The organism is Janthinobacterium aestuarii, from assembly GCF_051380835.1.
GTDB lineage: Bacteria > Pseudomonadota > Gammaproteobacteria > Burkholderiales > Burkholderiaceae_D > Janthinobacterium > Janthinobacterium aestuarii.
The window spans coordinates 377854-404018 of sequence record NZ_JBNYXU010000006.1 but is presented as its reverse complement, the minus strand read 5'-3'; the positions used below and the strand labels follow the sequence as shown (position 1 = coordinate 404018).

The window sequence follows — 26165 nt, the reverse complement described above, 5'->3', positions numbered from 1 at the left end:
GCCGGCCCCAGCGCACCAGCCTGGCTCGATGCCGATAACACTGCGCGGTCGGCCGCGTTGTCGTAAATGATGCGTAGATTTTTCATTAGATTTTCACCAGTTTCCAGGTGATCTCAGTTGGGTTGATGTAGCCGTCCCCACTGACCGGCGTCCAGGTAAATCGAATGTATATCCGATTATCGAGAGGCAAGAGGGAGGCTCCATTGTTGAGGCCATCACCAACAACAATAGACGCTTCGCCATAGCCATTGCAGCCACCGCGCCAGCTCTGACCACCTGAAATCGTGGCATTGGCCAGAAAAGTGTCCGACGGGACGGCATGCCATGCAGACTCGAATGTGTGCCCGGTATCGATGTAAACAGTAAATGGTCGATATTCGTTATTAATCCATCCCACTACCCCTGGCGAAATATGCTCCACTCCATGCTTCACCAGATTCGGTGGCGACAGGATTCTGCGGGCAAAAGTACCTTCGCCATCGGCGGTGATTCGCACCGCTCCCGAGCCTGCATAGATAAACGGCATACTGCCGGTAGCGTTAAAATCGATGAACGTCGTATTGTTTTCGTTTTGACCACGTCCGGCAATAACGGTGGCTGCCGACAACTTCCCGGAAAAAGTACCAGAAGCACCAAGCAGTTCACCGCGAAACGTGCCACTATTCGCGTGGAGATTTCCATTTCGATCCAGACACCATCCCGTGGTGCTGCCACTCCCGCTCCAATTGCTGCTGTAAATATCGCCGCCAATCTGTGCATTCACAATGGCGGCATTGGCGATGTAAGTCAGCGAATTGGTCGGCGTGATCTGGCCGTAAAGATTGTCGCCGAAGCTCGCCCCAGGTCCATCCGCCCAGGCTGACGGCACCGTCTGCGCTGGCAATGCCACACCGAAGTACCACATGGAGAGGAAAAGATACGCATCGGTTCCCCCGTTGCCAACAAGCACGCTGCGTAACATTGCGTAAGCGGCGCCTGCGGGAGCGGCAACAAACAGCGTTGACCGGGGGAAATTGGCCAACGCCCCCGAAACCGACACGTTATCTACAATACTTCCGGCTAACTCCGACAGATAGACCCCGCTGCCGTCGTAAAAAGCAACGTTTACAGCCCCACGGCAGCGGTGAGCGCCCATGTACACGCTAAACTCATAACGCACGCCAGGAATCACGGGGAACTTACGATTTACTGCTCCCTGCCTTATACCTACAATAGCGGCGGTTGTGCCAGATGGCACAACCCCAGTGCAGCGAACATAGACCCCACCAGCGCCGCTTGGCACGTAGGGAGCATAGCCCGGCGCAAAAGTAGTCGTACCGGGTGAGTAGGTGTAGTCCAGGATAAAGCTACCAAGTCCTCCTACACCTTCTGCTGGCGGTGAGGGAGCGGAATTGCTGATCAGATTGCCCGCGCCTATCCCTGCATTCATATAGTTGGACGTCAATGGCGTGCCAGCGCTGAGAATAATCTTGCCTGTTGAATCCTTGATGCTCAGGCCACGCGCATCAATCTTTTCTGCTGTCACGGAGTCTGCCGCCAGCGCCTGGGTGGCCACCGACCCGTTGACCAGCAAATTGCCGTTCAACACCGTACCAAGTACCAGCCATGCGCCGTTCTCAAAATACTTCGTCACCGCATGCGTGGCGTCATACAAGGTCACCACGTCGCGATTGATCGGCGCGCCATAGCCTGCACGCCCCAACTCATACACGGCCGAGGCATCCGACCAGCTGGAATAGCCGGGCGCCGTCACAGTCACCGTGCCGCGCTGGCCGGTGGCACCGTCGGCGGCCAGGCGCGCAGCGGCGGCCCATTCGCCTGGGGCGATGTCGTCGGTCGCCGTGCGCGACGCGGCCGTGGCGCCTGATGTGAACAGATAGGCGCCGCCCGCCGACGGTACCTGGGCCGACCAACCGTTGTTCAGGCCCGTCAGCGCCCCCGTGGCAAAGGTAAACGTGCAGGCGGCCGAGGGCAGCGCCGGCGCGATGTTGGTCGCGCCGCGCTGGTAGATGCGCACGGGTGCCACGTTCAAGCCATCGGTGCCGTCCTTCGCCAGCTGCACCGCCCCCGCCCACTCATTGGCGGCGATATTGTCCGTGGCATTGCGCGAACTGGCGGCTGCCACGCGCACGTACAGCGGCGCCGTGCCGGCCGGGATATTCTTCGACCAGCCATTGGCTAAGTCATTGCCGGCCGGTGTCGTGATGGCGGCTGCGGAAAAGGTAAAAATCACATCGCCGGGCGAATCGGCTGGCGCAGCGGCGGCGCGCTTGTAGGCGAAGGCCTGGCCTGTATTCAATCCGGCCAGGCCCGTCTCGCCGGCGACGCCATCGAAGACCTTGCTGACCATGTAATTGGCGAGGTAATCGACGCCAAATTCACGGATGCGTGCCTGCACCAGCGCCGTATCGGTAGTCATGCTGGCGAAATCGATGGTAGCCACGTTGCCGTTCACTCGCAAGGTAGTGCCGGCGGATACGGAAAACACGATATCGCCCACCACACTGACCGGCTTGGCGGTAATGGCGATCGATCCGGGTGCGCCGGCGCCGGCGCTATTGACGCGAAAAACAGGCGTGCTGGCGGACATCAGGATCGCCTTGCCATCGGCCGTCGTGCTGAAGCGCTCCGCCGTCGCCTGCAGCAGCGTATCGCGTTCCCCAACAATCGCGCTCATACGAGCACCCCCACCGTCGCTCTGCCCGTCAGCCAGAAGCGCGACAGCAGCACCACCACGCCCGGCACGCCGTCCTGCAAGCCAAAGCGTTCAGCGCGCAGTTGTACGGGCTGTCCCAGTTCCAGCATCATCATCTCGGGTTCTCCATCGAATTCATAAATGGTGCGCGGCACCTTGTTCAGGGCCAGGCGCCGCTGCGCTTCCGCGCGGGCATCGGCCCGCGTCTTGAGGCAGGTATCGATCTGCACCGGGTCGTCAGTCAGGCGATAGCGTGCGCGCACGGCTTCATCGACCACCGTCTCCGTCAGCCATTCCGTGGCGTACAAATCCGCATGCGCGGGCGGAATGCTTGTCGTCAGGCCAGCCTGCAGCGTGTAGTTCCGGTCGAAGCCGATTTTCACGGCGGCAGTCACCGGCAGGCGCTGCGCGGGACGCAGCGAGCGCTCGCGCATCTGCTCCGGCCCGATCGCCAGCGGCACGCCGGCGGCAGGCAAGGCGATCTGCACCAGGCGCAGCTGGCCGGTGCGCGACATGATCGCCTGGGCGCCCACGCTGGCCGCCAGTTGCTGGATGGCCTGCGCCTGGTTCATGCGGTCCGCAACATACAGCCCCACCGGCTGCGGGTGGGATGCATCGAAGGCGGCCAGGTTGGCCAGATCCAGATCGGCCGCGGTAAAACGGTCGGCCGCCTTGCCGTAGCCCGTGGCAATGCGCTGCACCAGCGGCGCGATGCGCGGCGCATAGCCGCCACTCTTGTCGCCCTGCACGCTGGCCGTGATCGTGGTGGAAAACGGGTCGGTCGTCAGGTTGAAACGGCCTGCCTGGTCATTCAAGGCCACGGCGATCGGCTTGCCGTTGGTACGCACTTCAAACGTCGATTCGACAGCGCCGAGAAACCCGTATTCCAGGGTGGCGGAGTTGGTCAGCAAGGGCGCCACGTTGTGACATTCGCCGAACGGAATCGGCAAGATGGCGTCCTTGTTCGGCGTCGTGCCACCCAGCTTGGCTTCGGAGATCGGCGTATTGAGGCGCTGCAGCTTGTCGCGCAGGACCAGGTTGACCGACTCGCGTCCTGCACTGGCCACGTCGGCGATGATGCCGTCGAAAACCAGCTGGAAGTCGGCTCGCGGCCAGGAGGGGTCGCCAGCCCAGGCCTTGACCGGCCGGTTCATCCAGACGTCGTCCAGCCAGCCATCGAGCGCGCCATCGGCGTTATCGAGTTCGATATCGCCGCCCGACAGCCCCGCCTCGCCGGACAGGCTGACCTGTTCCGTGAAGGCCAGGCCGCCCTTGGCCAGCGGCTGGTACACGGTATTGGCCGGCACCTCGCGCGGCCCGGTGACATAGGGCCGCGAAGCGATATACCGCGTCACCTCGCTGCCGCCCACATTCACCTGCGCCTCGATCAGCACCATGCGGATGGCCGACGGGCTTTGCAGCCACTCCTGAAATTGCGCATCGGTCATGCGTATTCTCCTTTCACTGCATTGGCCCAGGCGGATGCCCGGGACGATTTGTCCACGCCATCGACCACCGTCCTGGCGGCATTGGCGTTCGATTCAAAGGTGGCCTGGATGGTGGCGCCCGTTTGCGCCCGCTGGTCGGCACGCAAACCTTCCAACTCCATGCGCATGGCCTGGTTGTCCTCACGCAGGCCGCGGATTTCAGCCACCAGTACGTCGGAGCCGACGTTCGCCGCCGACGAATAGCGCACGGGGTCGAAGATTGCCGCTGTCACGGGAGAAGTCATCGCGGCCAGTGCTGCGACCATGGGAGGATTACCGAGTTGCACGCCCAGGTCCGCCGCACCGCCCATCGCCGCCCGCAGGCCGGCGATGGCTTGCGCCACCGTCAGCACGCTGTCGTTAATGGTGATCAGGCCCGACACCTGGGCATTGAGCGCGTCCAGGCTGGCCTGCTGCACGTCGACCTGCGCGGCTGCCCATTTCAACGCTTCCTTGTTCGCTTCCACCACGCGGGCATAGTCGGCCGCATAACGGGCGTCGGAGGCGTTGACCACCTGCGACGCCGTCAGAAACGCCTGTTCGGCGGCCGACAGCCCCGATTGCGCCGTCGTATCGCCCGCATTCGCCGCAGCCAGGGTTTTCTCGAACTGCGCCCGCGCTTCGGCATATTTTTGCTCCGGCGTCAGCGTCGACTGTGCGCCCAGCGCCATGCTGGAATTCAGGCCGTTCAAGGTCGTCACCCACGATTTCGACTTCTCCAGCGCCGACTTGGCCGCCGCCGATTCGGTTTCATAAGCATTGGCCAGCGCATCCTTCGCGCTGGTCACTGCCTTGACGGCCTGGATCTGGTCGAATAATCCGCGATTGGCATCGGCGACGCCGGCGCGCTGGGCAGCCAGCAACTGCGCTTCTGTTTTCGTCAGTTCGTTCAACTGCTGCTGCATGTCCTTGCGTTCGCTGGCGATGTCGCTGGCCGTCTTGTTCACTTCGGCCAGTTCGCCGGTGGCGGCGGTGAGGTCGGCCGCATAATCGGCCGCCTTCTTGAACGGTTCGGCGATGGCAAGCAGCTGCACATACATGTTCTGGCCAGCGACCGTGTTCAAGTCCTGCGCCAGCACCAGCGCCTTGAATTGCTCGCTCGTCGTCACGCCTGACTGTCCCATTGCCGCCATGGCGCTACGCACCGACTTGGTGACCGGGTCCATCTGCTCGGCCTCGGTCAGGAAATTCTGCACGAAGAAGCTGGTGCCACTAGTCAGGGTATCGAGGTCGCCCGCCGCCTGAATCAGGCTTTCGCTCAGCGCCACGGCAGAAAGGCCAGAGCTGTTGAACGACTTGCCCAATACGGCCAGCACATCCGACACCTGCATGTAGTTGTTGGCCACTCGAGCCAAGGTTTCCAGATAGCCTTCGCCCACGGCCTGGTATTTTTCCAGACCGCCTACGCCGAACTTCGCCATGTCGTCGCCCAGCTTGGAAAATGCCGCTTCCAGGGCCTTTTGCACTTCCTCGCCTTTCAAGTCCTTCAGGCTGATCTTGCCGAGGCTGACGACGAAGGAATTCAGGCGCGCCTTGAAGGCATCGCCGCCGACACCCAGCAAGTCGGCCGCAGAGACGATGCTCGTGCGCAGGCCAAGCACGATTTTCGTAAACTGGTCATTCGTTTCCGTCCCCATGGCCGTGAGATTCGTGGACTTCTTGTCGCTGGAAAACCAGCCGCCGGACTTCTTGAGATCGACATACGAATTCACGTTGAAACGGCTAGTATCAAGGTCACCCAGGCTCGACGAGTTGGTGACTATCCCCACATCCTGCACCGTGGTCTTGCCGCCAAAGATGCTGCTGACGACATTGCCGATGACGCCGCCGCTGGAACTGCCTTTGGTGCCCAGCGCGGACGTCAGGATGTCCGAGCGCACCAGCAAGCTGCCCAAGCCGCCGATACCCGAGACAATCTGCTTGAGCGAGACCACCATCGACGAGGAATACGCGAGGCCCAGGCCGGAGTTTTTCTCCATGATTTCCAGGCTGCTGGCGATCGACGCCGATTTCGCGGATGAATCACCGAGCACCGTGCCAGTGCCGTTGGCGGCCTGGCGGTCTTTGGCCGTCGTGTCGGCGCCTCCACCGCCGCCGCTGAAGGCGCCGCCCAGCACGGCGGCAATCGCCGCTGCCGCTGCCGCATAGCCCCACGGTCCCATGGAGCTCATGAAGGACATGAACACGCCGGGCACCTTGGCCGCATTCTGCGCGGTCTGGCCGGCCATCACTGCCCCCGTCTCTGTGGCCTGCCCGACGACCACGCCCGCGGCAGACGAGCTCGATACAAACAGGCTGGTGGCCAATTTTTGCAATTGGCCGGCCATTTCCACAGCGCGGAAAGCTTTTTCGGCCCCTTCCATCAACTTGTAACCCGTGCTGTTTTCCTTGAAGAAGCCCTTGGCGGCACCAGCCATGTCGCGGTAGCCCTTGATCTGCGCCTGCGCGCCATCCTCGCGGGCTTTGGCATGCGCAGCTTCTTGTTTGGGCTTGTCGTCCTTGGCGTCCGTGAGCCCTTCGCTCAGGGTGCGTTGAGCATCACGCTGGGCCTTCTGATAATCTGCAAAAGCCGCGCCCATCTTGCCTACCGCCGCTCCTGCCTTGCCAAACGCTTTTTCTAGCGCATCGCCCATGGCCTTGGCGCCATCAACCGATTCTTTCCACGTTTTTTCATCCGCCGCCTTGTTGTCGGCACGCTTCTTGGTCTCCTTTGCCGCAGCCTCCTCTTCGCGTTTCTTCGCTGCCGCTTCCTTCTCCTGCCGCGCCGATTCCTCCAGTTGCGCCAGATCGGCGTTGACTTGCTGCTGTACGCGCAGCTGTGCCGCGCCTGCTTCGGCAATCCTGTTGTCCCTCTCCTGCTGGCCCTGCGCCGTCTTCGCCTGAAATCCTTTTAATACCTCGGCTTGCTGCTGGTAGGTCGCAACCTCGGCGGCGCCACGCGCGCTAATGGCCATGCGGCGGTTCGCAAAAAACGCATCCTCGCTCAAGGCGCCGCCCTTGCGGCGCGCTTCGTCGAGCTTGGCCTGCTGGTCGTAACCTTCAGTCTTGATGCGCAATGCGCTTTGAATCGCCTGCAACTGACCTGCCAGCACCGCGTCGCGGGAATCGGAACCTGCCGCTGGAGTCGCGGCGGCCCTGGCAGGTGCGGCAGTCCTGGCCGGTCCGGCAAACGAAGCGTGCACTTTCTGCCGCAGCTCTTTCTCCTTTTCAGGAGAGACGGCGACACCGCCGGCTCTGGCGTTGGCCAAGGTTTCCTCGAGCTGCTTGATTTCCGCGACCTCGCGCTCCGCCTTGGTGACATAGCGCTTCTGCAGCTCGCCCAGCTCCTTGACGGCCTGCTTGGAGTCGGCATTGCGTTTCGATTCCGCCTGGTCGGCCTTCGCCTTTGCTTCCAGCTGCGTCTGCTTGTTCATCGCCACTGCCAACGCCTTGGCCTGCTCCTGCTCAAACTGCTCCATCTGGGCGCCGGTCAATCGCGCCGCCGGATGCGTGCCGGGAACCAGCTGGCCAGTGCGGCGCACGTCGGCCGTGCGTTTTTTGATTTTTTCGATCTCGTCTTCCGGCGTCTCTTCGCGTCCGATAGAACGCATGCCATCCATGAAACTGGACCAGAGATTCTTGCTGCCTTGCAGCAAGGTACCGATCATGCTGAGCTTTTCAGCGCGTTTTTGCAGGCCTGCATTGATCAAATCACTCGCCATGACCATGGCCTCTTGCGTCTTGCCTTCCTTTTCCAGGGCGGCGATGTGCGCGTACTGGGCACCCGTCAGGATGTTGTAATTTTTATCGTGCGTATCGACCCAATTGGTGACGCCGTCGGCCATCGTCGCAAAGTCGGCCGCCACGGCACCAGCCGATTGGCCATTCATTTGCGCCATGGTGACAGCGGCAGCGCCCACGGAATTGAGCGCTTCGCTGGTGAACTGGCCCGTTTCCACCAGGGTCTGCAAGACCACGCGGGTATCGCCCAGGCCACCCTGGCTGGCATCAGAAACCGACGCCACCATGGTGTTGAACTGGCCTTCAGTGATGCCGGCGGCATTCCCGGTCAATTCCAGGGCACGGGAAAACTTGTCCGATTCCAGCTGACCCTGCACAAAGGCCTCGGCCACGAACGCCGCAACGTCGGCCGCCATCTGCAGCACCAGCAACGGCCCCGCTCCCAGGCGCTTCATGGCCAGTTCCGTCAAGCCGGTGGCATTGGCCATCTCGCCCAGGCCATCCTTGATCTGTCCAATGTCGGCGTTCAAGCTGCCTTCGCCAATCTTGGCCGAGGCTTTGGCAAAGCCATCGACCGCCTCCAGCGCCTTGAGCAGGCCGTCCGCGGCATCGCTGCCGCCCTTGCCCATGGCAATGTTCACATCGGTCGCCATGCGAGCCGCTTCGGCCTGCGCGCGTACCCGTGGTTCGAAGTTGCGAAACTTGGTACTGGCTTCCTCGACTTGATCGCCTGTTTGTTTACTGGCGGTAGCCAGGTCATTCACCGCCTGTGTCCCCGCCTTTATCTCTGCCGCATTAACGGCAATCTTTAACTCAGTTATCTCTGGCATGTTTGGCCCATAAAAAAGGCCGCGCATGGCGGCCGGGTTGGAAAATGCGGGTCAGCCCGCCGCATGCTGGTGCGACAGGAACAGCGCGTCGAGCTGGTCGAGCAGTTGGTGCTCGAACGGCTCGATGGCGATGACGTGGCGCGCCTGCCAGGCGAGGATTTCCGTGCTGGCGATGGGGTTGACGGCCATGCCGTTCTGCCGCTTGCGGTTCAATTGTGCGAACCATTCCCACACGTGGGCCAGCTCGAACGGCATCGGCGGCGTCGCCTCCTCGGGCGGCGCGCGGTACAGCGGATGGCGCCGGGCGGCATCGATATGCTCGCCCTTGGCATGGCCATCGGCCGCCCGTGCGCCGCGCTCGAACTGGTGCCCGGCGTAGCGCAGCAGGCTGGCCGTCAGAGTTTCAAAAAATTCGACTCGTTTTCCAGCGCGGTGGTCACTTTTTCCTGCCAGGTCGGGTACTTTTCAAAGGCCGCTTCCAGCAGCGCCGGATCGAGCGGCACGGGTGCGCCGTTGCTGGTGAAGCCGTACCAGCCCGTGACCACGGACAATGCCAGGCGCTTCTGGTTGCCGTCGATGGCTTGCACCAGCAGTTCCGCGCCTTCGTCGGTGGAGGCGTCGATGGCCGTCTTGCGGCGCGCCGATTTCTTGTAGCCTTCGGCGCGCACGGCGTTGTTGGCCACGCGGTATTGTTCGCTGTTCTTGCCGACGATGGTCAGGCCGGCCACCGCTTCGCCGTCCGCATCGAAGATGACGGGCACGTCGAACGTGACGGGAGTGGCCGCTGCGTGGATATTGCCGATGTCGAAACCTGCCTGGATTTTTTGCGCGTTGTTCATGTATTTTGCTTTCTTGATTAAGGTAACAATAAAAAAGGCCGCCATCACGGCGGCCCCGGTGCAGGCGCTAGCTGCTTACAGCGCGCTGTCCTGGATGGTCAGGGTGGTCGCTTCGTGCTGCGCGTCCGTGCCCTTGTAGCGCAGGACGTCGAAGGCGCAGGTGACGATCTTGTTTTTCTCGCCGTCGTCGATCTTGGCCGAGGTGATCTTGATGCGGCCCATGGCCAGCGCCAGCACGTCGGCTGCCGGCGCCGTGCCCGACGCCATGGCGTAGGCCAGCGGGATTTCCGTCTCGGACTTGAAATAGTCGAGGTAGGTGGCGTCCTGCAGCAGCACCGTGAACTGGCCCGAGCCCATCACCTTGCCGCGCGAGGCGGCCGTGGCGTACTTCGAGCCGATCACCGGGTCGACCTTGACCTGGCCATCGAGCGAGACGGACATGCCGGTGCAGATCTGCGAGGGGATGCCGTTCACGGACAGCATCGCCGTGGCGCCCGAGAATTTGCCGGTGCCCGGCGCGGCCAGCGGCGTGGCGAAATGGGGCACGGCCGTGGTCGGACCTTCCGACTTGCCCATCAGGGTGAAGTCCAGGCTGGTGATGCCGTTCGGCTGCACGGCGATATCCATCTTGCTGACCAATTGGTCGACGAAGCTGCGGTGCACGCCGATGTTCGGGTCCTGCACTTCGGCCGTAAACCAGTCCGTGGTATGGCCGGTCAACGGGGTGAAGCTGCGCTTGCCCACCGCCGCCACGCCGACCGAGTCGCCGGCCGCCTTGACGATCATGGCCGAGCCGTCCATGAACTGGCCATTCAGGTTGGTGGCCGTCACCGACGTGACGAAGAAGTTCTTCGCGTTGTTGGCGGCGGCCGGCGCCGTCATGCCGGTGATGCGCACCACGCTGCCGGCGCGGAAGCCTTCGGCCAGCCAGGAACCGGCGCTGCGCGTCAGGCCGGAGGCGGCAGCGGCGATGGTCGTTTGCGCGGCAGCGACGCCGCCCGCCGTGAAGTCGCGGCGCAGCAGCGCCGCCATCAGCGGCGCATACGTGCCGCACGCCGCTTCGGCCTTGATGGCGCCCGTGGTGCGGAAATTGCCCAGGCGGGTATCGCCCTGCTGCTGGCTGGCGTCGATTTCGGCGCTCGCGTATTTGTCCGCTTCCGTGTCGAAGGTGGCCGTCACGCGGGGATAAATCTGGCCGCCGCCGGCGGCAGCCTTGCTGCCTTCGGCGCTTTGTTTGCTGATAACGATCACGCTGTCGATGCCGTTTGCTGTCAGTGCCATAAGTAATACCTTTCGTGGGATGAAAACCGCCGGGGCGGTCTTGTGGGAGAAACTGAAAAATGGGAGATGAAACGAAAAAGCCCGCGCGCGGTGAGGCGGCGGGCTGGCGTCCGGATGGCATGGGGCCATGCCGGATGGATGTTGGGCGAAGGGGCCATGAAGGCCGTTCGCTGCGCTGATTTCCCCTATCGGTGTCGCGCCGAAAGCGCGTCTATTACGAGTGGAGAAGCATGTGGTGTACTGCTGTGTTGCCGGTGTTTCTGTTGCTGCGTGATCGAGACTCTATTGTAGGGGCGTTTTTTTCAGTGCCAGGCATATTGCAAAAAAAAATTTGTCAGTGACCGAGGCGGCGCATGGCGCGGGCGCCGTGCGACTGGAAGATGCCTTCCAGTTCGCTGACCATGTCCTTGATGCGTTCGAGCTCGAAGCCGCCGGAGCAGCTGATGGCCGCTTCACCGCCACCGTGGCACGCCTTGCAAACGACAGGCGCGCCGGCCTGCATGGCGGCGACGACGCCCGTGCCGTGGCACACCTTGCATTTGCTGTCGAGCCAATGCGCGAGCGACGCTTCGGCCACGCGGCGGTACAAGGTATTGGCCGCCTGCGCATCCCAGGCCGTCTGCGCCTTGACCCAGCGCCGCGCGCGGCCCTTTTGCGTCACGGCCGCCGTCCAGGCGCGCAGCAGCTGCGCCAGGTTGCCCGCATTACCTTCGAACAGGCGGCTGACGGTGCCGTCCGCGTATTTGACGCGGCACAGCAAGGCGCCCATGTCGCCGGCCAGCGCGGCCGCCGCGATCACGTCCAGGTCGTGGTGGACGGCATCGTCGCGCAGGTTCTGCGACGACAGCGATGCGATGAATTTTTCTGCGAATCCCATGATATCTCCTCGTTGATACTAATCGTTATTCTGTGCCGGGCCAAACAGCGCCGCCACCAGCGGATCGCGGCTGGCCGTGCCGCGTGCCCAGCTGGCCGTGCGGCGCACTTGCGGCGGCAGCTCGGCCCAGCCGTCGATCTCGTCGTCCTGCTCGCCCAGCGCGTACAGGGCGGGCCGCTGGCGTCCCGGCTCGGTGCAATGGCGCTGCGCCAGATGGATCTGCCCCATGCCGCACATGTGGCGAAGATAGCGGCTCATGGTGCCCGCATCGAGTCCCAGCAAGGCGGACAACTGCGCCGCGCTGGCCTGGCCCTGCTCGCGGATGTACTGCGCGATGCGGGCGATATGCAGCTGCGACTTCTTGCTGCGTCCCTGTAACTGGCGCCCCTGCCGCGGCGCCGCCCTGCTTTCAACCAACTGACTGCTGTTCAACATCTGCCTGACCTCCCGTGGTGTCGCCAACCGGCAGACGCTGTAGTGCGTTTGCGACAGGCAACAAGTGGACTTTATCAATCGCTAATGTTAAAGTCAAGCATTTGGTAATTTATCAAACGGTAAATTTCAGGTTTAATGTGGAGATGAATATGTATCAATACAGACGCGACCGCCTGCTGGCCCTGATCCGCGAGCACTACGACAACACGCGCAAGAAAATTTCCGACGTCAGCGGCTGGAGCGAGGCGCGCATCTCGCAAATCCTCTCGCCCACCTACCGCGAGGGACGCGCGTTCAGCGAAAAGATCGCGCGCAAGCTGGAAGCGGACCTGCAGCTCGACAGCATGTACTTCGACCAGGGCGCGGCGCCCGACCAGGCGGCCATGGCCGCGCGCGCGCTGGCCGGCGCGCGGCCCGTGGTCGTGGAAGATGGCGAGGATGAGCGTTTTTACCCGATCCGCAAGGTGAAACTGCGGCTGTCGGCCGGCATCACGGGCTTTGCCATCGAGCCGGAAACGCACGACGGCAGCACCATCAGCGTGCCGCGCAGCTGGGTCGAGCGCAATGGCTACCACCCTGAAAAACTGGTGGCGATCAAGGTCAAGGGCGAGAGCATGGAGCCGGCCCTGTACGAGGACGACGTGGTGATCATCAATACGGCCGACAACCGGCCGGCCGACGGCATCGTGTTTGCCATCAATTACGAAGGCGAGCCGGTGGTCAAGCGCATGGCGCGCGATATCGGCGAATGGTGGCTGACGTCGGACAACCCCGATCAGCGCAAATACCACCGCAAGCTGTGCCGCGGCAATGAATGCCTGATCGTGGGCCGGGTCGTGCGCAAGGAAAGCGACCGGATCTGAAAGCGAAATTTATCGATTGATAAACTTCGCTTTCATCATGGCGTTGATGCCAGCGCTGCCTGGATCTGCTGCAGCGCGGCCGGATCATCCATCGATGTCAGATCGCCCGGGTTGCGTCCTTCGCAGATGGCCTGAATCGAGCGGCGCAGCAGCTTGCCCGAACGCGTCTTCGGCAGCTGCGCCACGAACAGCACGCGCGCGGGCCGCGCCACGGCGCCCAGCTGGCGGTCGACGACGGCCATCACTTCGCGTTCCAGCACCGCTTTCGCTTCCACGCTGTCGAAGCCCCGCGGATCCTTCAGGATCACGAAGGCCATCGCCGCCTGGCCTTTGAGTTTGTCTTCCACGCCCACGACGGCCACTTCCGACACGTTCGGATGGCTGGTGATGCTTTCCTCTATTTCACGCGTGCCCAGGCGGTGGCCGGCCACGTTGATCACGTCGTCCGTACGGCCCAAAATAAAGTAATAGCCGTCCGCGTCGCGCACGCCCCAGTCGAACGTGGAATACACTTGCCGGCCGCCGAAAGTGGACCAGTAGGTGTCGACGAAGCGCGCATCGTCGCCATACACCGTCTGCATGCAGCCCGGCGGCAGCGGGCCTTCCAGCACCAGCACGCCCTTCTCGTTCGCGGCGCACTCCTCGCCCGTCGCTTCGTTGAGCAGCTTGACCTGGTAGCCGTACATGGCCAGGCCCGGGCTGCCCAGGCGCGTCGGCGTGTCGGCAACGCCTTTCGCCACCGAGAGGATCGGCCAGCCCGTTTCCGTCTGCCAGTAGTTGTCGATGATGTCCACTTTCAGTTCGTCGGCGATCCATTGCGACGTGGTTTCATCGAGCGGCTCGCCCGCCAGGTACAGCGCCTTCAGCGAGGACAGGTCGTATTTGCGCATCAGCTCCACCGGATGCTTGCGCAGCACGCGGATGGCCGTCGGCGCCGAGAACATGCGCGTGACCCTGTATTTCTCGACGATGCTCCACCAGATGCCCGCATCGGGACAGATGGGCAAGCCCTCGTACAGGATGGTGGCCATGCCTGCGATCAGCGGGCCATACACGATGTAGGAATGGCCCACGACCCAGCCGATATCCGAGGTGGCAAAGAAGGTTTCGCCTGGTTTGCCACAGAAGTTGTACTGCATCGACGACGCCAGCGCCACCGCATAGCCGCCCACGTCGCGCTGCACGCCCTTCGGTTTGCCCGTCGTGCCCGAGGTGTACAGCACATACGAGGGCTCGTTCGATTCGAGCCAGGTGACGGGCACCTGCGCGTCCAGATGCTGCTCGCGCAAGGCCGCATAATCGACGTCGCGGCCCGGCGTCAGTTCCATCGGCACGAGATGGCGGTCGACCAGCAGCACCTGCCGCGGCTTGTGCGCGGCGATGCGGATGGCTTCGTCGAGCAGCGGCTTGTAGGCGATTGCCTTGCCATTGCGCGAACCGGCATCGGCGGAAAACACCAATTTTGGCTGCGCATCGTCGATGCGGCTGGCCAGGCTGTTGGCGGCAAAACCCCCGAAGACCACGGAATGCACGGCGCCGATGCGCGCGCAAGCGAGCATGGCGAACGCAGCCTCGGCGATCATCGGCATGTAGATCAATACGCGGTCGCCCTTGACCACGTCCAGCGACAGCAACATGGCGGCGCAGCGCTCCACTTCGCGCTGCAGCTCGCGAAAGCTGTAGGTCCGCTCCGTGTTCGTTTCCGTGGAAATGGCGATCAGCGCGGCGGCATCGCCCTGGCTGTCCACCCAGCGGTCAACGGCGTTGTGGCACAAATTCGTGGTGCCGCCGACGAACCATTTGGCGAACGGCTGCCGGGAATAATCGAGCACTTGCGAAAACGGGGTATTCCAGTCGATCTTTTCCGCTTCCTCGCGCCAGAAAGCGTCTGGCGTGTCGATCGAGCGTTGATAAAAACTTGCGAAATTCATGTCTCCTCCGGTGGTGGTTGTTTTCCGTGCTTCTTTACTTATCTGTTCATCTGCGTCCCCCGGCATGGCCATGCTGTTCAGCCAGCAGCTGCCTTGCAAACAATCCCGGCCGCGCCGCCACGCAGCTGCCGCGTTCCTGCGCGATCCGCACGCGGTTTGCCTCCAGTCTGGCAGCATCGAGCGGCATGCCGAACTGCCAATCGTCCGGCGCAGTTTCCTGTGGCGACATCACGCGCCGCAGCACGATGTCGCCCAGCGCCTTCTTGAAATGCCCCGCTTCCCAGTACCAGCGGGTGGCCTTGCTCCGCTCATTGGCGGAGGGTATCGGCTCGCAGTTGTACGCGCCATAACCGCTGAAATCAGTCAGGGAAATATGCGCTTCCGGGTACCGCACCCTGACCTCGCCAATTTCCCGCACCAGCTGTGCTTTCCATGCCTCGAACAAGGGCCACAGCCCCGCATCCTCGAACATGGCCAGCATTTGCGCGTGATACGGATAGATCACCAGCTTGATATCGGCCTGCGTGGCCGCCATCGCCAGCAAGAAGGTGCGCAACAACTGGAAGTCTTCGGTGGCGAGGCCGCGCGTCGATTTGCGGCCCAAGTTGGCGGCGCTTTCCCGCGCCCGTTGCGCGAACATCTTGTGGTAGCCGTCCCGGCGCGCATGGGCGCCATAGTCGAGCAAAGGATTGAAGCCGTCGGCCGACATGGTCGCCGCCTCGCCGTCATGCTGGATGCGCAGCGTGTGCACTGCATCCTTGACGGAGGCCAGCGAAAAGAGCGCATCGAAGCGCCAGTCGGCGCGGCCATGCGCGGGCGGTGCAATGGCTGTCACTTGACGTGCGACCGGTGCGACGGCGGGATTGAGAAAGTCGATGAACTCCATGCCCACGATGACCGTGCGCGGCTTGACGCCAGCCTGGCGCAATTGCCCGAACTGGCTGGCGGACGTGGCCAGCCCCGTGCCGGGTATCGCCAGGTTGTAGCCGGCGCCCAGCGCCGCAAGAGCGCTGGCGCGCGGGTCGAAGCCGATCTCGGCGCGCGAGTTCCCCAGGATGATGAATTGCGGCCGCAGACGCAGCGCATGTTCCTGCTTGATCTGGCTTTGGTAGCGGGTCAAGCCCGGCTTGACGGCATTGAAATGGTCGCGGCGCACGATCCCATACACGCCATACGGGTCGACGATGAGCACAAAAGCGCAAACGGTGATGGCCCCCGACACCAGCAGGAGCAGCAGGGTGAGCAAATAAAACCTGTATGGGGAGCGTGTCATGGCGGTCCCCTAAAATTGAAAGTACAGGAACTCGGCGGGCCGGTTCAAGGCCAGCGTGCTCGCCAGCGCCAGCGCGGCGATGGCGGCCGCCCACGCGGGCGACGCGCGCCAGGTCAGCCTGTGCAAGCCGCCCAAGCCGCCCTGTCCTGCCGCAGCCTGGCCGTCCTGGAAGTCCAGCGCCGGCTCGAAGCGCCGCATGATGTGCTGCGTATTGGGCATGGCGAAAACCAGCACGGCCGCCATCGCGGTCCACATCCAGCTTTCGACAAATGCCGTGCCGCCGCCCAGATAAAAGGACACCCCCGTCGAAGCAAGCACGGACTGCACTGGCAACAGATAGGGAGCCAGCGCATCGGGCAAGGCTATGCCGAAGCCGCCGGCCATGCCTTTTAATATTCTCAGGGCACTGCCCATATCGGAAGCGCGGAAGAAAACCCAGGCGATGCAGACGGCGGTAAAGGTAAGGCAGGTCGCCACGACATTGCCCGCACGCGTATCGGACGGCAGGTGAAGCGTGCGCGCCACCGTGCTCCAGGTCTTGTGGATAGCCAGGTAAGCGCCATGCAGCGCGCCCCAGACGATGAAATTCCACCCGGCGCCATGCCACAGGCCGCCCAGCACCATGGTGATCATCAGATTCAGGTAGCGCCGCGCGGGCCCGCAGCGCTTGCCGCCCAGCGGAATATACAGGTAGTCGCGCAGGAAGCGCGACAGGGTCATGTGCCAGCGGCGCCAGAATTGCGCGATATTGCGCGCTTTGTAGGGCGAGTCGAAATTGAGCGGCAGGCGCACGCCGAACAGGCGCGACAAGCCGATGGCCATGTCGGAATAACCGGAGAAATCGAAGTACAGCTGGAACGCGTACGCCAGTACCCCGCCCCAGGCTGCCAGCAGCGATGGCGCGGCCGGATCGCTGAATAAGGGCGCCGCGTACGGGCCGATGTTATCGGCGACCAGTACTTTTTTCGCCAGCCCGATGATGAAAATCGTCGAGCCGATGGCCACATTCCGGGCCGAGAGCCGGAAGATCCGCTTGTCGGCGAACTGCGGCATCATCTCCTTGTGGTGCAGCACAGGGCCGGCGATCAGGTGCGGAAAATACGTGACGAACAGCAGATAGTGGACAAAACGGCTTTCCCGCGCCTTGCCCTGGTAGGTATCGACAAGGAAGGCGATCTGGGTAAACGTAAAAAACGAAATCCCGATCGGCAGCACCACGTGCAGGACGGGCATGGGCTGCGCCAGCAATTGCGCCAGGCTGGCAACGAAGAAACCCGCATACTTGTAATAGGCGAGCATGCCCAGGTTGGCGGCGATGGCCGCGATCAACAGGCCCTTGCGGCGGCGGATGCGTCCCGACCCAAGCAAGGTGGCGCAGCCGTAATTGAAGACGATGGAGCCGAGCAGCAGCGGCAGGTAGCGGTAGTCCCACCAGCCATAGAAAAACAGCGAGGCGCCGGCCAGCCAGGCGGCGGCCCATGACTGGCTGCGCCGTCCCAGGATGAAAAATCCCGCCAACGTGATGGGCAGATAGGCAAACAGGAAGACGTAGGAGTTAAATAGCATCTGTTCACCAGTCAGGAAGCATGGGAGACCGCCACCGCATGCGCATGCGCATCGCGGCTGACGCTCCCCCATTTTCCTTGTCGCTCAGTTTCTTTGCTAGCAGAAATATCAACTGATCTGCATGCGCATCCGCCTGTTTGGCCTGGCAGCTTAAAACGCGTCGCCGGGCACGCGCACGACCCCTTCCATCAGCACGCGCGCACTGCGGCTCATGATGGCCTTGGTGACGCTCCATGCGCCATCGGCCAGCGCCGCTTCCGCGCCCACCATCAGGGTGCCGGACGGGTGGCCGAAGCGCACCGAGTTGCGGGGGCCGCCGCCGGCCGCCAGGTTGACCAGGGTGCCGGGAATGGCTGCCGCCGTGCCGATGGCGACAGCGGCCGTGCCCATCATGGCGTGGTGCAGCTTGCCCATGGACAGGGCGCGCACCAGCAGGTCGATATCGCCCGCTTCCACGTTCTTCCCGCTGGACGAGACATAGCCGGCCGGCCTGGCGACAAATGCCACTTTCGGCGTGTGCTGGCGTTTCGCCGCTTCATCGAGGTGGGAAATCAACCCCATGCGCAGGGCGCCATGCGCGCGGATGGTTTCGAAGCGGGCCAGCGCGGCCGGATCGCCGTTGATGGCGTCCTGCAGCTCCGTGCCCGTGTAGCCGATGGCGTCCGCGTCGACAAAAATCGTCGGGATGCCGGCGTTGATCATCGTGACTTTCAAGACGCCGATGCCGGGCACGTCGAGGTCATCGACGAGGTTGCCAGTGGGAAACATCGCGCCACCGCCGCCCTCTTCCTCCGCGGCCGGATCGAGGAATTCCAGCTTTACTTCGGCAGCCGGAAAGGTCACGCCATCGAGCTCGAAGTCGCCCGTTTCCTGTACTTCGCCATCCGTCATGGGGACGTGGGCGATGATGGTCTTGCCGATATTGGCTTGCCAGATGCGCACCGTGGCGATGCCGTTTGTCGGCACGCGGGCGGCGTCCACCAGGCCGCTGGCAATGGCGAACGAGCCGACGGCGGCCGACAGGTTGCCGCAGTTGCCGCTCCAGTCGACAAACGGCTTGTCGATGGACACCTGGCCGAACAGGTAGTCGACGTCGTGCTCCGGCTTGCTGCTTTTCGCCAGGATCACCGTCTTGCTGGTGCTCGACGTGGCGCCGCCCATGCCGTCGATCTGCTTGCCGTAAGGGTCGGGGCTGCCGATCACGCGCAGCAGCAAGGCATCGCGCGCCGCGCCCGGCACTTGCGCGCTGGCGGGCAAATCCTGCAGGCGGAAGAACACGCCCTTGCTGGTGCCGCCGCGCAGGTAGGTGGCGGGGATTTTGATTTGGGGGGTGTGGGTCATTAGAGTTCCTGCGTTGAATTGCTGATTAAACCCAGAGGCAAAGAGCTGGGGTCAGACCCGCCGGGTCTGACCCCTGATTTACGTTGCATCAATCGTGAATTACGCGGCTTTCGAAGATTCCAGGAAATCCTGTGCAAACCGCTGCAAGACACCGCCGGCCTCATAGATCGACACCTCTTCCGCCGTATCGAGGCGGCAGGTGACGGGCACTTCGACCGTTTCGCCGTTCTTGCGGTGGATGACGAGGGTCAGGGTGGAGCGCGGCGTGCGCCCGCCGACGACGTCATAGGTTTCGCTGCCGTCCAGGCCCAGAGTCTTGCGGTTCACGCCGGGGAGGAATTCCAGCGGCAGCACGCCCATGCCCACCAGATTGGTGCGGTGGATGCGTTCAAAACCTTCGGCCACGATGGCTTCCACGCCGGCCAGGCGCACGCCTTTGGCGGCCCAGTCGCGCGACGAACCCTGGCCATAGTCGGCGCCGGCGATGATGATCAAGGGCTGCTTGCGCTCCATGTACGCCTCGATGGCTTCCCACATGCGCGAGATTTTGCCTTCCGGCTCGATGCGCGTGAGCGAACCGGCCTTCACTTTACCGTCCTCGATGACCATTTCGTTCTTCAGGGTCGGGTTGGCGAACGTGGCGCGCTGCGCCGTCAAATGGTCGCCCCGGTGCGTGGCGTAGGAATTGAAGTCTTCCTCGGGCAAGCCCATCTTCGCCAGGTATTCGCCGGCCGCGCTATCGAGCATGATGGCATTCGATGGCGACAAGTGGTCGGTCGTGATGTTGTCGCCCAGGACCGCCAGCGGACGCATGCCTTTCAACGGGCGCGCGCCAGCCAGCGCGCCTTCCCAGTACGGCGGACGGCGGATATACGTCGTCTGCGGACGCCAGTCGTACAGGGGACTGACCTTGATGCCGTCGTCCGCCTGCGCGGCGAACATCGGAATGTACACCTTGCGGAACTGCTCCGGCTTGACGCTGGACGCGACGATGGCGTCGATTTCCTCGTCCGACGGCCAGATATCTTTCAACATGATGGCCTTGCCGTCCGCATCATGGCCCAGCACATCCTTCTCGATATCGAAGCGGATGGTGCCGGCGATCGCATACGCCACCACCAGCGGCGGCGAGGCGAGGAAAGCCTGTTTCGCGTACGGGTGGATGCGGCCGTCGAAATTGCGGTTGCCCGACAGGACGGCCGTGGCGTACAGGTCGCGCGACACCACTTCATCCTGGATCACGGGGTCGAGCGCGCCCGACATGCCATTGCACGAGGTGCAGGCGAAAGCCACGACGCCAAAGCCCAACGATTCGAGCTCCGGCATCAGGCCCGCTTCCTGCAGATACAGTTCCACGGTTTTCGAGCCTGGCGCCAGCGACGATTTGACCCAAGGTTTACGCGTGAGGCCCAAGCGGTTCGCATTGCGCGCGATCAGGCCGGCGGCGATCATGTTGCGCGGGTTGTTCGTGTTGGTGCAGCTGGTAATCGCCGCGATGATCACGGCGCCATCGGGCATCTTGCCCGGCTCGTTCTCGACCACGCCGGAAATGCCGCGCGCGGCCAGTTCGGAGGTCGGCACGCGGTTGTGCGGGTTCGACGGACCGGCGATATTGCGCACGACGGACGACAGGTCAAACGCCAGCACGCGCTCGTACTGCGCGTCCACCAGGCTGTCGGCCCACAAGCCCGTCTCTTTCGCGTACAGCTCCACCAGTTTCACCAGTTCGTCGTCGCGGCCCGTCAGTTTCAGATACTTGATGGTTTGCGCGTCGATGTAGAACATGGCGGCCGTGGCGCCAAATTCCGGCGCCATATTCGAGATCGTGGCGCGGTCGCCCAGGGTCAGGTGCGAAGCGCCTTCGCCAAAGAATTCCAGGTAGGACGAGACGACCTTCTGCTTGCGCAGGAACTCCGTCAGCGCCAGCACGGTGTCGGTGGCCGTGATGCCGGGCTGCGGTTTCCCCGTCAGCTTGACGCCGATGATGTCGGGCAGACGCATCCACGAGGCGCGGCCCAGCATCACGCTTTCCGCTTCCAGGCCGCCCACGCCGATGGCGATCACGCCCAGCGCGTCGACCATGGGCGTGTGCGAATCCGTGCCGACCAGGGTGTCGGGATAGGCCACGCCATCCTGCACCTGGATCACGGGCGACATGCGCTCGAGGTTAATCTGGTGCAGGATGCCGTTCCCCGGCGGGATCACGTCGACGTTTTTAAACGCCTTCTTGGTCCAGTCGATGAAATCGAAACGGTCTTCGTTGCGGCGGTCTTCGATGGCCCGGTTCTTGGCGAAGGCGTCGGGGTCGAAACCGCCGCATTCGACGGCCAGCGAATGGTCGACCACCAGCTGCGTGGGAACAACGGGGTTGACGAGCGCCGGGTCCCCGCCCTGGGCCGCGATGGCGTCGCGCAAGCCGGCCAGGTCGACCAGAGCCGTCTGACCCAGGATGTCATGGCAGACGACGCGGGCGGGGAACCACGGAAAATCGAGGTCGCGGCGGCGTTCGATGAACTGGCTCAGCGAAGCGTCCAGGGTGGCCGGGTCGCAGCGGCGCACGAGGTTTTCCGCCAGCACGCGCGAGGTGTAGGGCAAGGTGGCGTAGGCGCCTGGCTGGATCGCATCGACGGCGGCGCGCGTGTCGAAGTAGTCTAGCTGGGTGCCCGGCAAGGATTTGCGGTGCAAGGTATTCATCGGCGTAGTCATCGCAGTGCTCATTATTTGCGGTCCTTGATCGGCACGAATTCCAGGTCTTCCGGGCCCACATAGTTGGCGCTCGGGCGGATGATCTTGTTGTCGATGCGCTGTTCGATGATGTGGGCGGCCCAGCCCGAGGTGCGCGAAATGACGAACAGCGGCGTGAACATCGCCGTCGGCACGCCCATCATGTGGTACGACACGGCCGAGAACCAGTCCAGGTTCGGGAACATGTTCTTGATTTCCCACATGACCGATTCCAGGCGCTCGGCGATGTCGAACATCTTGGTGGAGCCGGCTTCCTGCGACAGCGAACGGGCCACTTCCTTGATGACCACGTTGCGCGGATCGGAGATCGTGTAGACGGGGTGGCCGAAGCCGATCACCACTTCCTTGTTGGCGACACGCTCGCGGATATCCGCTTCCGCTTCGTCGGCGTTGTCGTAGCGTTTCTGGATTTCCAGCGCCACTTCATTCGCGCCGCCGTGTTTCGGGCCGCGCAGCGCGCCGATGGCGCCCGTGATGGCCGAGTGAATGTCCGAACCCGTGCCGGCGATCACGCGGCTGGTGAAGGTCGACGCGTTGAATTCGTGTTCCGCATACAGGATCAGCGAGGTGTGCATGGCTTTTTCCCACGACGCCGATGGTTTTTCGCCGTGCAGCAAGTGCAGGAAGTGGCCGCCGATCGAATCGTCGTCCGTTTCCACTTCGATGCGCTTGCCGTTATGGCTGTAGTGGTACCAGTACAGCAGCATGGAGCCGAACGACGCCATCAGGCGGTCGGCGATGTCGCGCGCGCCCGGTGCGTTATGGTCGTCTTTTTCCGGCAGGGTGCAGCCCAGCACGGACACGCCCGTGCGCATCACATCCATCGGGTGGGCGGCGGCGGGCAACGCTTCGAGCGCCAGTTTCACTGCCGACGGCAAGCCGCGCAAGGATTTCAGTTTGGCCTTGTAGCCTTTCAGTTCCGCGGACGTCGGCAGCTTGCCGTGCACCAGCAGGTAGGCGATTTCCTCGAATTCGCAGCTGTCGGCCACGTCCAGGATGTCATAGCCGCGATAGTGCAAATCGTTGCCGGTCTTGCCGACCGAGCACAGCGCCGTATTGCCGGCGGTGACGCCGGACAGGGCGACGGATTTTTTAGGCTTGAAAGTGGCGGCTTGCGGTGCGGTCATTGTGTTCTCCAAAAATTGACTAGTCTCGGTTGCATCACTGCGGGGCCGGCATGCGGCCCCTGCTTCTGTTTATTTCTTTTGCGCGGCGAACAGCGCGTCAAGTTTCTGTTCAAAGTCGTGGTAATTGATCGATTCATACAGCTCCATGCGCGTCTGCATGGTGTCGAGCACATTCTTTTGCGTGCCGTCGCGGCGCAGCGCCTGGTAGACGTTTTCCGCCGCCTTGTTCATGGCGCGGAAGGCGGACAGCGGATACAGCGCCAGGCCCACGTGGGCGCTGCGCAGTTCATCCAGCGTGAACAGCGGTGTGGAACCGAATTCCGTGATGTTGGCCAGAATCGGCACGTTGACGGCCTTGGCGAAGGTGGCGTACATGTCCAGGTCCGTGATCGCTTCCGGGAAGATCATGTCGGCGCCCGCCTCGACGCAGGCGACGGCGCGTTCCAGTGCCGCTTCCATGCCATCGACGGCCAGCGCATCGGTGCGCGCCATGATGACGAAGTTCGGGTCCGTGCGCGCATCGACGGCCGCCTTGATGCGGTCGACCATTTCTTCCTTGCTCACGATTTCCTTGCCCGGACGGTGGCCGCAGCGCTTGGCGCCCACCTGGTCTTCGATGTGCAGGCCGGCCGCGCCGAACTTGATCATCGATTTCACCGTACGCGCCACGTTGAAGGCGGATGCACCGAAACCCGTGTCGGCGTCGACCAGCAGCGGCAGGTCGCACACGTCGGTGATGCGGCGGATGTCGGTCAGCACGTCGTCCAGGCTGGAAATGCCCAGGTCGGGCAAGCCCAGCGAGCCGGCCGCGACGCCGCCGCCGGACAGGTAGATGGCCTTGTAACCGGCGCGCTTGGCCAGCAAGGCGTGGTTGGCGTTGATGGCGCCGACGACTTGCAACGGGGATTCTTCCTGGACGGCCTTGCGGAATGCGGCACCTGCGGAGTATTGAGTCATGTGTTCACCTTATGGGTTTCGGATGGTCCCGCATGTTTCACGGAGTGGCTATGAGCATCAGTATTGCAAATGCCGTGCCAGGACCCTTCTGTCTGGGCGGAAACCGTCGAATGCAGAGTGAAAAGGCAGGCAAACGGCCACGAGGCCACGCACCGTGCGCTGTGGCGCAGCGAAACAGCGAGGTCACGTTTGGGGTCACAAATGTTTCACAATTGTTTTATGAAACTCATTTTGAAACATCTATTGAAACACGAAACAGACGCACAGACAAGGCGATGAAAACCCAGGCTGGCAAGACGCGCAATAAAAACAGCCGGCGGGCGCCGGCTGATTTATACAACTGATACAACTGATACTACCAGGGCAAACTAGGCCAGCCGCACCAGCGGATTGGCGATGATATTGTCGATCTGGCGCACGGCCTCTTCGCAGGCGGCGGCAATGGCGCCCTCCTCGTCGTCGCGCACGAACTGCATGGTCGAGCCTTCGAACACTTCCAGGCCTTCCGCCGTGGCGCGTTCGATGTCGCAACTGGCCGACCATTTGCCATCGGTGGTGGGCACGGCCAGGGGAACGATTTCCCAGCCTTTATAGTGAATTTTAGAACTGCTATTCATGGGGTGCCTCCTTGTTGACTGACTCAATAGTGGAAATCGTAGCATGAAGCGCGACTGGCAGCGACGTGTTTCACGCGCCGGCCGTCGCCAGGCGCACGTTCGGGCTAAACGATTTATGCTGGCTCAAGGGCGCAGCAAATTGTCCACTTCCGTCCTGGCCACTTCCAGGCCCGCCGTGCAAGCCGTCTCGGGCGCCGCATAGCCGCCCAGGGTACGGCTGCGCGTGATCGCCTGCGCCTCGGGTTCACCTTCGCGCTGCAGGCGGTAGGTAAAATCCCATAAGTCGTCGTTATCCTTTTGCGGGGTCACGGAAATCGTAAAACCGCGGTATTGTTCGCTGCGTGCAGTCATATCGTTCATGAATTCCTCCTTGGAAGAATGAGGTTAGCACGCGGCAAGACACAAGGTGCGCACGGTAGTCGCGCGCGTAGCCCCTCTCTTATCTGTTTTTCGCATGTTAAATGTTAATTTTCAACATTTTTTGAACGGACTCTAGCGATATAATGTTATTCCCTGCCCGCCCCCTGCCGCCGTGATGACTCCACAAATCCAAGCTTTCTTCGACCCCGCCACCGCCACCGTCACCTATGTTGTCTACGAGGGCGATGGCCGAGACTGCGCCATCATCGACTCCGTGCTCGACTACGACCCGAAAGCGGGCCGCACCTCGACCGCCTCGGCCGACAAGGTGATCGCCTTCGTGCGCGAACACGGCTTGCAGTGCCGCTGGCTGCTGGAAACCCACGCGCACGCCGACCACCTGTCCGCCGCGCCCTATTTGCAGCAGCAGCTGGGCGGCGACGTGGCCATCGGCGCCGCCATCCAGACGGTGCAGCAGGCGTTCGCGGCCGTCTACCACCAGGACGGCGCCAGGGCCGACGGCTCGCAGTTCGACCAGCTGTTCGCGCCCGACCAGGTCTTTCATATCGGCCAGCTGGAAGTGCGCGCCCTGCACGTGCCCGGCCACACGCCGGCCGACCTGGCGTACCAGATCGGCGACGCCGTGTTTGTCGGCGACACTCTGTTCATGCCGGACGTGGGCTCGGCCCGCTGCGATTTCCCCGGCGGCTCCGCTGCCCTGCTGTACCGCTCCGCGCAGCGCTTGCTGGCGCTGCCGCCGCAAACGCGGCTGTTCATGTGCCACGACTACCCGCCCAACGGCCGCGAAGCGCGCTGGGAAGTGACGGTGGCCGAACAGCGGGCCAGCAACATCCATTTGCGCGACGGCATCACGGAAGAACAGTTCGTGGCCATGCGCACCAGCCGCGACGCCACCCTCGACATGCCGACCTTGATCTTGCCCGCCATCCAGGTCAACATCAATGCGGGCAAACTGCCCGAGCCGGAAGACAATGGCGTGCGCTACCTGAAGATACCGCTCAACGCACTGTAACTCCCACGCGGGCACGGCCCGCTCCCTCTCCCCCTTCTTCCGCCCCCGGCGCCGCAGGCTGCCAAGCCGGCAGCGCCACGTTCGCCGCACGCCCCCTCCTCCAAGCATCAGGAATCGTGAGCCGCGCGCTCAGTATTTACGATTTGCTTCGTCCCCTGCGGCGGCTTATCGTGTACCCGCAATCCGCG

20 protein-coding genes are annotated in these 26165 nt (G+C 62.9%); 3 read left to right on the top strand and 17 right to left on the bottom strand.

Translation table 11 applies throughout. The features are described 5' to 3' along the window. Positions 1-85: 85 nt before the first annotated feature. The 8 genes from ACQ4WO_RS18370 to ACQ4WO_RS18335 all read right to left on the bottom strand — a co-directional run bounded on the left by ACQ4WO_RS18370 (position 86) and on the right by ACQ4WO_RS18335 (position 12164). On the bottom strand, positions 86-2677 hold the full coding sequence (locus ACQ4WO_RS18370) for a hypothetical protein (protein ID WP_436482671.1): 2592 nt from the start codon (positions 2675-2677) through the stop codon (positions 86-88). Further along, the gene (locus ACQ4WO_RS18365) at positions 2674-4143 is read right to left on the bottom strand and encodes a hypothetical protein (protein ID WP_436482670.1); all 1470 of its coding nucleotides are present in this window, start codon (positions 4141-4143) and stop codon (positions 2674-2676) included. The genes ACQ4WO_RS18370 and ACQ4WO_RS18365 overlap by 4 nt, the downstream gene beginning before the upstream one ends. After that, positions 4140-8555, bottom strand: coding sequence for a phage tail length tape measure family protein (locus ACQ4WO_RS18360; protein ID WP_436482669.1), 4416 nt, complete (start codon positions 8553-8555; stop codon positions 4140-4142). Before ACQ4WO_RS18360 ends, ACQ4WO_RS18365 begins: the two co-directional genes overlap by 4 nt. A 228-nt stretch (positions 8556-8783) precedes the next feature. Continuing rightward, positions 8784-9023 (bottom strand): phage tail assembly chaperone, encoded by a 240-nt coding sequence (locus ACQ4WO_RS18355; RefSeq protein WP_436482710.1) that lies wholly within the window; start codon positions 9021-9023, stop codon positions 8784-8786. 104 nt (positions 9024-9127) lie between these two features. Next, positions 9128-9571 carry a hypothetical protein gene (locus tag ACQ4WO_RS18350; protein WP_099400647.1) on the bottom strand — a complete coding sequence of 148 codons (444 nt, stop codon included), beginning with the start codon at positions 9569-9571 and terminating at the stop codon, positions 9128-9130. 75 nt (positions 9572-9646) lie between these two features. Then, complete coding sequence (locus ACQ4WO_RS18345) at positions 9647-10852, bottom strand: phage tail tube protein (RefSeq protein WP_034751877.1); 1206 nt, start codon at positions 10850-10852, stop codon at positions 9647-9649. A gap of 334 nt (positions 10853-11186) precedes the next feature. Continuing rightward, entirely contained in the window at positions 11187-11729 is a 543-nt protein-coding gene (locus ACQ4WO_RS18340; protein WP_034751879.1) for a DnaJ-like cysteine-rich domain-containing protein, read from the bottom strand. Positions 11730-11747: 18 nt separating this feature from the next. Next, positions 11748-12164, bottom strand: a complete 417-nt coding sequence (locus ACQ4WO_RS18335; protein ID WP_436482667.1) for a FeoC-like transcriptional regulator — start codon at positions 12162-12164, stop codon at positions 11748-11750. Positions 12165-12313: 149 nt separating this feature from the next. Here ACQ4WO_RS18335 and ACQ4WO_RS18330 point away from each other — a divergent pair, with 149 nt between their 5' ends. Beyond that, entirely contained in the window at positions 12314-13027 is a 714-nt protein-coding gene (locus tag ACQ4WO_RS18330) for a S24 family peptidase (protein ID WP_139089660.1), read from the top strand. A gap of 35 nt (positions 13028-13062) precedes the next feature. Here ACQ4WO_RS18330 and ACQ4WO_RS18325 read toward each other — a convergent pair whose 3' ends face one another. The 7 genes from ACQ4WO_RS18325 to prpB form a co-directional block, all read right to left on the bottom strand. Then, positions 13063-15024, bottom strand: a complete 1962-nt coding sequence (locus tag ACQ4WO_RS18325) for a propionate--CoA ligase (RefSeq protein ID WP_436482666.1) — start codon at positions 15022-15024, stop codon at positions 13063-13065. After that, entirely contained in the window at positions 15005-16231 is a 1227-nt protein-coding gene (locus ACQ4WO_RS18320) for a hypothetical protein (protein ID WP_436482665.1), read from the bottom strand. The genes ACQ4WO_RS18325 and ACQ4WO_RS18320 overlap by 20 nt, the downstream gene beginning before the upstream one ends. A gap of 9 nt (positions 16232-16240) precedes the next feature. Then, a complete protein-coding gene (locus ACQ4WO_RS18315) occupies positions 16241-17797 on the bottom strand; it encodes an MBOAT family O-acyltransferase (RefSeq protein ID WP_436482664.1) in 1557 nt (518 codons plus the stop codon). Positions 17798-17947: 150 nt separating this feature from the next. Then, positions 17948-19138 carry a 2-methylaconitate cis-trans isomerase PrpF gene (gene prpF, locus ACQ4WO_RS18310; protein WP_436482663.1) on the bottom strand — a complete coding sequence of 397 codons (1191 nt, stop codon included), beginning with the start codon at positions 19136-19138 and terminating at the stop codon, positions 17948-17950. A gap of 99 nt (positions 19139-19237) precedes the next feature. Next, positions 19238-21832 (bottom strand): Fe/S-dependent 2-methylisocitrate dehydratase AcnD, encoded by a 2595-nt coding sequence (acnD, locus tag ACQ4WO_RS18305; RefSeq protein ID WP_436482709.1) that lies wholly within the window; start codon positions 21830-21832, stop codon positions 19238-19240. Positions 21833-21855: 23 nt separating this feature from the next. Further along, positions 21856-23010: a bifunctional 2-methylcitrate synthase/citrate synthase gene (gene prpC, locus ACQ4WO_RS18300; protein ID WP_139089666.1), complete on the bottom strand. Its 1155-nt coding sequence runs from the start codon at positions 23008-23010 to the stop codon at positions 21856-21858. Positions 23011-23079: 69 nt separating this feature from the next. Next, complete coding sequence (gene prpB, locus ACQ4WO_RS18295; RefSeq protein ID WP_128142739.1) at positions 23080-23967, bottom strand: methylisocitrate lyase; 888 nt, start codon at positions 23965-23967, stop codon at positions 23080-23082. Between the two features lie 50 nt (positions 23968-24017). Between prpB and ACQ4WO_RS18290 the strand changes: the two genes are divergently transcribed. After that, positions 24018-24311: a hypothetical protein gene (locus ACQ4WO_RS18290; protein WP_436482662.1), complete on the top strand. Its 294-nt coding sequence runs from the start codon at positions 24018-24020 to the stop codon at positions 24309-24311. A gap of 24 nt (positions 24312-24335) precedes the next feature. Here ACQ4WO_RS18290 and ACQ4WO_RS18285 read toward each other — a convergent pair whose 3' ends face one another. Together ACQ4WO_RS18285 and ACQ4WO_RS18280 are read right to left on the bottom strand one after the other, a co-directional pair. Further along, positions 24336-24584 carry a hypothetical protein gene (locus tag ACQ4WO_RS18285; protein WP_034751890.1) on the bottom strand — a complete coding sequence of 83 codons (249 nt, stop codon included), beginning with the start codon at positions 24582-24584 and terminating at the stop codon, positions 24336-24338. Positions 24585-24707: 123 nt separating this feature from the next. Then, entirely contained in the window at positions 24708-24944 is a 237-nt protein-coding gene (locus tag ACQ4WO_RS18280) for a hypothetical protein (RefSeq protein ID WP_436482661.1), read from the bottom strand. A gap of 175 nt (positions 24945-25119) precedes the next feature. Between ACQ4WO_RS18280 and ACQ4WO_RS18275 the strand changes: the two genes are divergently transcribed. After that, positions 25120-25977, top strand: coding sequence for an MBL fold metallo-hydrolase (locus ACQ4WO_RS18275; protein ID WP_436482659.1), 858 nt, complete (start codon positions 25120-25122; stop codon positions 25975-25977). Positions 25978-26165 lie beyond the last annotated feature (188 nt).